Source organism: Flavobacterium sp. (assembly GCF_021151785.1).
Classification (GTDB): Bacteria; Bacteroidota; Bacteroidia; order Flavobacteriales; family Flavobacteriaceae; genus Flavobacterium.
Genome location: NZ_JAGKWP010000020.1, coordinates 22,145 through 28,791, shown reverse-complemented (window position 1 = coordinate 28,791; position 6,647 = coordinate 22,145). Strand labels below are relative to the sequence as shown.

At 34.0% G+C, this 6,647-nt stretch carries 5 protein-coding genes; 1 reads left to right on the top strand and 4 read right to left on the bottom strand.

Annotated features, from left to right (window positions below):
* The 4 genes from QZ824_RS03595 to QZ824_RS03580 form a co-directional block, all read right to left on the bottom strand.
* Positions 1–707, bottom strand: a 707-nt coding sequence (locus QZ824_RS03595; protein WP_291274664.1) for a phytoene/squalene synthase family protein, incomplete at its 3' end; no start/stop codon positions are given.
* Positions 688–2,169: an NAD(P)/FAD-dependent oxidoreductase gene (gene crtI / locus QZ824_RS03590; RefSeq protein WP_291274663.1), complete on the bottom strand. Its 1,482-nt coding sequence runs from the start codon at positions 2,167–2,169 to the stop codon at positions 688–690. The genes crtI and QZ824_RS03595, both read right to left, overlap by 20 nt.
* Positions 2,162–5,377 carry a cytochrome c biogenesis protein CcsA gene (gene ccsA, locus QZ824_RS03585; protein ID WP_291274662.1) on the bottom strand — a complete coding sequence of 1,072 codons (3,216 nt, stop codon included), beginning with the start codon at positions 5,375–5,377 and terminating at the stop codon, positions 2,162–2,164. Before ccsA ends, crtI begins: the two co-directional genes overlap by 8 nt.
* Positions 5,378–5,463: 86 nt before the next feature.
* Positions 5,464–6,195 carry a biotin--[acetyl-CoA-carboxylase] ligase gene (locus QZ824_RS03580; RefSeq protein WP_291274661.1) on the bottom strand — a complete coding sequence of 244 codons (732 nt, stop codon included), beginning with the start codon at positions 6,193–6,195 and terminating at the stop codon, positions 5,464–5,466.
* Positions 6,196–6,272: 77 nt separating this feature from the next.
* Here QZ824_RS03580 and rsfS point away from each other — a divergent pair, with 77 nt between their 5' ends.
* Positions 6,273–6,644 carry a ribosome silencing factor gene (gene rsfS / locus QZ824_RS03575; RefSeq protein ID WP_291274660.1) on the top strand — a complete coding sequence of 124 codons (372 nt, stop codon included), beginning with the start codon at positions 6,273–6,275 and terminating at the stop codon, positions 6,642–6,644.
* The last annotated feature ends 3 nt before the right edge of the window (positions 6,645–6,647 follow it).

The following is a 6,647-nucleotide window of genomic DNA, read 5'->3' as shown; positions in this document are numbered from 1 at the left end:
TAATAAATATAAGCAGTATAAACGCCCAATCTACAGCCTACCGGCAATTTTACAATACCCTCATAGGCATGGTCGAAATCCTTCTTTACATCTTGAATAATCGCCATTTTATCCTGATCGGTAAATCTACTAAAATCTACTCCAGGAAAATATACCCTACCCCGCTCATCCACATCACTGCGGATATCACGCAAGAAATTCACCTTCTGAAAAGCCGCTCCCAAACTTCTTGCATAAGGCAATAATGCATCATACAAACTTTGATCGCCCTTGCAGAATATGCGCAAACACATCAATCCCACAACTTCGGCACTTCCATAAATGTATTCATTGTAACTACTCTCATTGTGCGAAGTAGCATACAAATCCGCCTCCATCGATTGGAAAAATGGCTCAATTAAATCTTTGCCAATTCCAAATTGATTTGCCGCCAATTGAAAGGCATGCAACACTGGATTGGTGCTAATTCCATCTTCAATGGCCTGATAAGTTTGAACCTGAAAATCAGCCAACAAACGCTTTTTATCATATCCATGAAAGGTATCTACAATCTCATCAGCCACACGCACAAAACCATAAACTGCAAAAACTGCCCAACGGTAATCATTCGATAACAAACGAATTCCTAACGAGAAACTAGTACTATAATTCAGCGCCAAACGCTTACTCATGGCTTTCGCCGTTTGATCAAAAAGTGCGATGCTCATTTTCTATCCTTTCTGTAATTAATCTTGATCCAATCACCACAATCGGTAACCCAGTTCCAGGTGTGGTACTGGCTCCAACGTAGTAAACATTGTTCAATTTTTCGTCTTTATTCGATGGTCTAAATGCCCCAATTTGATTCAAGCCGTGAGCCAGTCCAAGCCCACTTCCTCTATACAAATGGAACATCTTCTCCCAATCGTTAGGAGTATAAACAACTTTGGTAAGTATATTGTTTTTCACATCATAACCCACGCGCTTACCCAAATCCTCAATAATCTCATCTACCAATGTATCCGCATCACTCCAATCTGGCTTCACGCGCAAATCTGGAACCGGACATAAAATAAATAAGTTTTCACAGTTTTCCGGTGCACAATTAGGATTGCTCTTGCTGGCTACATTCACATAATAATAAGGCTTTTGCGGCGCTACCGAACTCCTGAAAATCGTATCTGCGTAGTCGCGGAAATTATCCCCCAAGAAATAATTGTGGTGATGGATTCCCTCCATTTTCCCCTTCACACCCAAGTATATAGTGAATGGCGCTAACGTCCATTCCATCTTATCCAATTTTTCCGGGCGATATTTTTCTCTACCTAAGAACTTGCCCCTAAACATCGCTGCATCGGCATTGATCACAAATAAATCGCCAGAATAAACAACACCCTTGGAATCAGTTACAGAAACCATCTTGCCTCCTTGCTCTTGCACCGAAACAATTTCCGTATCAAAATGGAACTTCACGCCTTTGTTACGCAACAATCCCATGATCCCTTCAACAATTTTATACATCCCACCTTTCACATTCCAATAACCATCGTGTTGCAACTCTGTATAATTCAACAGGTTGTAAACGCTAGGCGTATTAAATGGCGTAGCTCCCAAAAAGAAAGCCACCAACGAAAAGATAATTTTTACTTCCTCTGAATCAAAATGGCGCTCCAGCTCCTGCCAAAAAGTTCTAAACATTTTTGGCAAATGCTTCATCGGCACCGTAGCCATTGAAGCCAAAAATCCCATGATGCTGTTGAAGTTCTTCTTCACAATTCGGTACTCCGTATCATGAAAAATTTCCTTAGCGCCCAATAAGTATTTTTTTGCTTTTGCCTCAAAATCATCTTCTATACCACGAAACTCCTCTGCCAGTTTGGCTAAATCTTTATAAATGTGAAACACGCGATCAGAACCCGCAATGTTCACCGTGTATAATGGATCCAACTCGTTCAATTCAAATGGCATTTTCTCACCTATAGAATCAAACAACTCCGTAAACTCATAGCTCATCGAAAAAAACGAAGGGCCTACATCGAAAGTGAAACCGTCTTTCTCCAACAAATTCAATCTTCCACCTGGCTTATCCTGCTTTTCAATTACAGTTACATCATAGCCCTTGTAGCTCAAACGCAGAGCAGTACTCAAGCCACCCAAACCGCTTCCCACAATTACAACCTTCTTATTCATGAGCGTATTTTTTATAAAATTTTCTATATTTCCAATACGAGATAGCTGTAATACTACTTACTACTAGTACGGCATACAAATAATAAATAACATTTTGTTTTTCTCCTGAGGCATAGGAATGCATTCCACTTAAATGAAAATTAACTCCAAAATATGTCATTAATATGCTTGCAAAAGCAAAAACACTCATTACATTATAAATCCATTTACCACGAAGCGAAGGTACGAAGCGAGCATGTATAACAAAAGCATAAATCATTATACTGATTAAAGCCCATGTTTCTTTAGGATCCCATCCCCAATAACGTCCCCAACTTTCATTGGCCCATTGTCCTCCTAAAAAATTTCCAATTGTTAACATCACTAAACCTACCGTAAGTGCCATTTCATTGATGTATGTAATCTCTTGTATAGATAAATCCATTTTTTGCTTGTTTTTTGAGTTCGTAAAAATCATTAAAAACAAAGCAACTAAACCTAAAATCATTCCTAAAGTAAATGGCCCATAACTTGCCACAATAACAGCTACATGTATCATTAACCAATAAGAATTTAAAACCGGTTGTAAATTTGCAATCGCAGGATCCATCCAACTCCAGTGCGCTACCATTAAAATTATTGCTGTAACAAAAGCAGTTGACGCAACTGTTAATTCAGATTTTCGACCAAAAGCCAACCCAAAAAACATAGTAGCCCAAGCTACATAAATCATACTTTCATAAGCATCAGACCAAGGAGCATGACCGGAAATATACCAACGTGTTATTAATCCGCCTAAATGTAGAATAAACAGAATTGCTATAATTGCATGCGAAACCTTAACCGCTATAGATACCCATTTTTTATCACTGAATATTTTCCAAATTACAAAGGCAAACATTAATAAACCCGCATATAAATACCATGAAAATAATTTTTTAAATATATCGTATTTATTATATAATATTTCTGTATTTATTTTATCATCAGCTAAAATGACTTTAGAACCAAATTTCTTTTGAAAATTAATTAAACCACTTAATAATTGATTTGCCATTTTATAATCATTTGTTTGAGAAGCCTTAGCTAACTCATTTAAATAAAAAGGCAATGCTTGTTTTACAAAATCTAGTGGTGTATTGGTTTTGTGACTTAATTCCATATAAGAAACCCATTTGTTATTCTTATCATTAGGAATAGGAAATATTTTCAAAATAGAGCCACTCAAGGCATCGTTTAACAAATGTACTTTTTTGTCTAAGTCCATAAAATCTTTTTGAAACTGATTAGCAATTGCTGCCTTATAAGCTTCATCGGTTTGTTTCTCAATTTTATAGTTTCCTTGTTGATCAAAAAATTGAAATAAAGAAACATATTTTACATCTTTAGGAACACCTAAAATAGAGCGTATGCTATCATTACCTCTTTTTAGATTTATGATTGGAACGTGTACCCAAAGCTGTGGATATTGTGTCATTGAAATCAAAACCTGATCTGCAGTTAAATCTTCAAATGTATCATTTTTAGAAACTTTTCTTAATAATTCAGAAGAAAATGTATTTACGGGTTTCATTCTACCTCCCACGTCTTGAATTACTATTCTTCCAAATTTTTCAGCTTGGTCAGGAGCCACTATATATTTTTTAATTTCCTTTAAGGCCTCTGAAGCTGAAGGCATTTTCATGGGTACAACTGATTTACCAGCAGTATCTGTATTATTAGCATCAGTTACTTCCGCTTCATGATTGTGATTTTTATGATTTTCTTGAGTGAAACCAACTAATGAAAAGAAAAATAGCAGTAGTGTTAGGGTTGATTTTTTAATTCTTACTTTATCTAATTTTCTTTTTAAGTCGTCAAAACGTGTATTTTTATCAAATAAAATAGCCATTAACCCAATGTACAATAAGAAATAGCCAATATATGTAATCCATGTTCCCCAAAAATCATGATTCACAGACAAATGCGTCCCATGTTCGTCTGGGTCAAAACCTGCTTGAAAAAATCTATACCCTTTGTAATCTAAAATATGATTCATATAAACACTGTCTTTAAAGGTTTTTTGGGATTCATTATCTTTGATTTCTAACTTACTTTTGAATGCAGAATAACTTTTCTCTGTTCCTGGGTATTTTTCTGCAATAAAATCATCTAATTGAATTGAAAAAGGAGTCTGATACGTTTTACTTCCATACATTAATGTGAACTCTAATTTACCTAATTTAAAACTTTTGGGCTCACTTTGTTTTCCTTTTTGTCCAAACAGAGTAACAATTTCTTCTTTTCCTTGAGTAATTATTTTCAATCGAATTGCATCATCCGTTGATTTATCTTTATAATTGTCATCTGAAGCTAATACTAATTCCCCTTTTGAAGGAATTTCAGGTAATACAAATTGTATGCCTCCCATATTGTATAATGAACGGAACATTAACGGACTTTTTGTGTCTTTCGCTACTATTCCTTGCATTTTATCAGCCATGCGCATAAAATTTCCTTCAAAAGGTGATTGAAGTTCATAAGTATCTCCTGTTTTTAGTATGGTAATGGCTCCTTGTGTCGGTTTATTGAAAGAAAAAAGAATGTTATTAATCATTTTAACTTCACCTTCAACTAAATAGTGTTCTTTTCTCCCTCCTTGACTTGCCTCTACTAATTTTAAATATAATTTTCCGGATGCGTTTGGTTTAAAAGTTTGTTTAGCATTTAGAATAAATTCTTGTAATTCTATTGAAAAAGGTTGACCATCAAACTCATCGTGAATTTCTAATGAATTGTTTACAGCTTTTGAGAACAAGGCTTGTTTTTCAATTGTTTTTCTTTTCATTTCTCCTTTATACATTCCGTCTACAAAGGCAGTAACATAGGGCATATCTGAATAAATGGTATTGGAAGATTCTCCTTCTCTGATTAACATCATTCCCTCAAAACTAATATAGCGAGTTACAAAGGCACCTAAAAGAATTAAAATAAAAGATAAGTGTAATAATAGTGTTGCCCACTTCTCTTTTTTATGCAGTTGGTAACGATAAATATTTCCAAAAAAATTAATCACAAAAAAAGCCATGATGAGTTCGAACCACCAAGCATTGTAAATTAAAATTCGAGCTGTCTCAGTGTTATATGCATCTTCTATAAACGTTCCCGCTGCCATTGCCGCAGCAAAAAGAAGAAATAGTACAGCCATTAAACGAGTAGAATAAAGCGGAGCAAGTATTTTTTGTAGCATGAAAAGTATACTTTATATAAATCGATTGCAAATGTAACGAATTACAGAGATATTTACCTTACTTTAACAAACCTTTGATAGGTGTTTTAATAAAGTAACTTTATTTCTTTAATAGAATAATTCAAAATTATTTCATTTTCTAATTCAACTTGTAATAATCCAGAATCAGTAACATCTTTGATCATCCCCATGAAGCGCCCATTTGAAAGGTCTTCAAAAACAGCTGGTTTGTTTTTTAGAAATAGTTCTTCTCTGTAGTATTTCCAAAAAAAATTAGCACCATCGCGTCTAAAACGATTTAAATTGTATTTAAGTTTTTCTAAAAAAGACAATAATATTTCTTCTTTATTCCAAATTTTTGAAGACAGAAGTTGTAGTGAACTTGCATGTGGAAGGTTTTCAAAATTAGTTTGATTAACATTTATGCCAATTCCGACTATCGAAACAATTTCGTTCTGACTCTTGATTTGATTTTCTATAAGAATACCAGCTATTTTTTTCTTTTCTGACAAAATGTCGTTTGGCCATTTGATTGCAACATTTGTTAAATTTAAGTCGGATAAAAATTGATGAAGAGATACAGCAATTAATACATTCAAATCATAAACTTCTTCTATTTCAAGTAAAAAATTTCTAATTAAAACACTAAAGGTCAAGTTTTTGCCTGGTTCTGTATTCCAATTAGAGCCGCGCTGTCCTCGACCTAATATTTGATGTTCTGTTGTGACAACTGTTAAATTTTCAACATATTGATTAGCTGACAATTCTTTGAGAAAAGTATTTGTAGAATCTATGGCATCGAGTTTGATGATATGCATGAGTGCTTTTGATTTACGAAACGAGTTTTCAAAAGTAAAAACAAAATGATACCTTTGCAAAAAACGAATTAAATTAAATGGTAAAAAATAATATAAGTACTGATGATTTACTAGCTACTATCATCAAAGGAATTGAAGATGTAAAAGGTTTGGATATTGACATTCTTGATTTAAGAGAAATTGACAATCGCGTTTGCGATTATTTTGTAATTTGTAATGGTACTTCAAATACACAAGTAAATGCTATAGTTAATTCAATACAAAAGGGCGTATCAAGAGAATTGAAAGATAAGCCTTGGCATGTTGAAGGAACAGAAAATGGAGAGTGGGTGTTAATGGACTATGTTAGTATTGTGGTACATGTATTTCAAAAACACATTAGAGAATATTATAACATTGAGGGATTGTGGGGTGATGCAAAAATTACTTCATTAGAAAATAAATATTAGTCA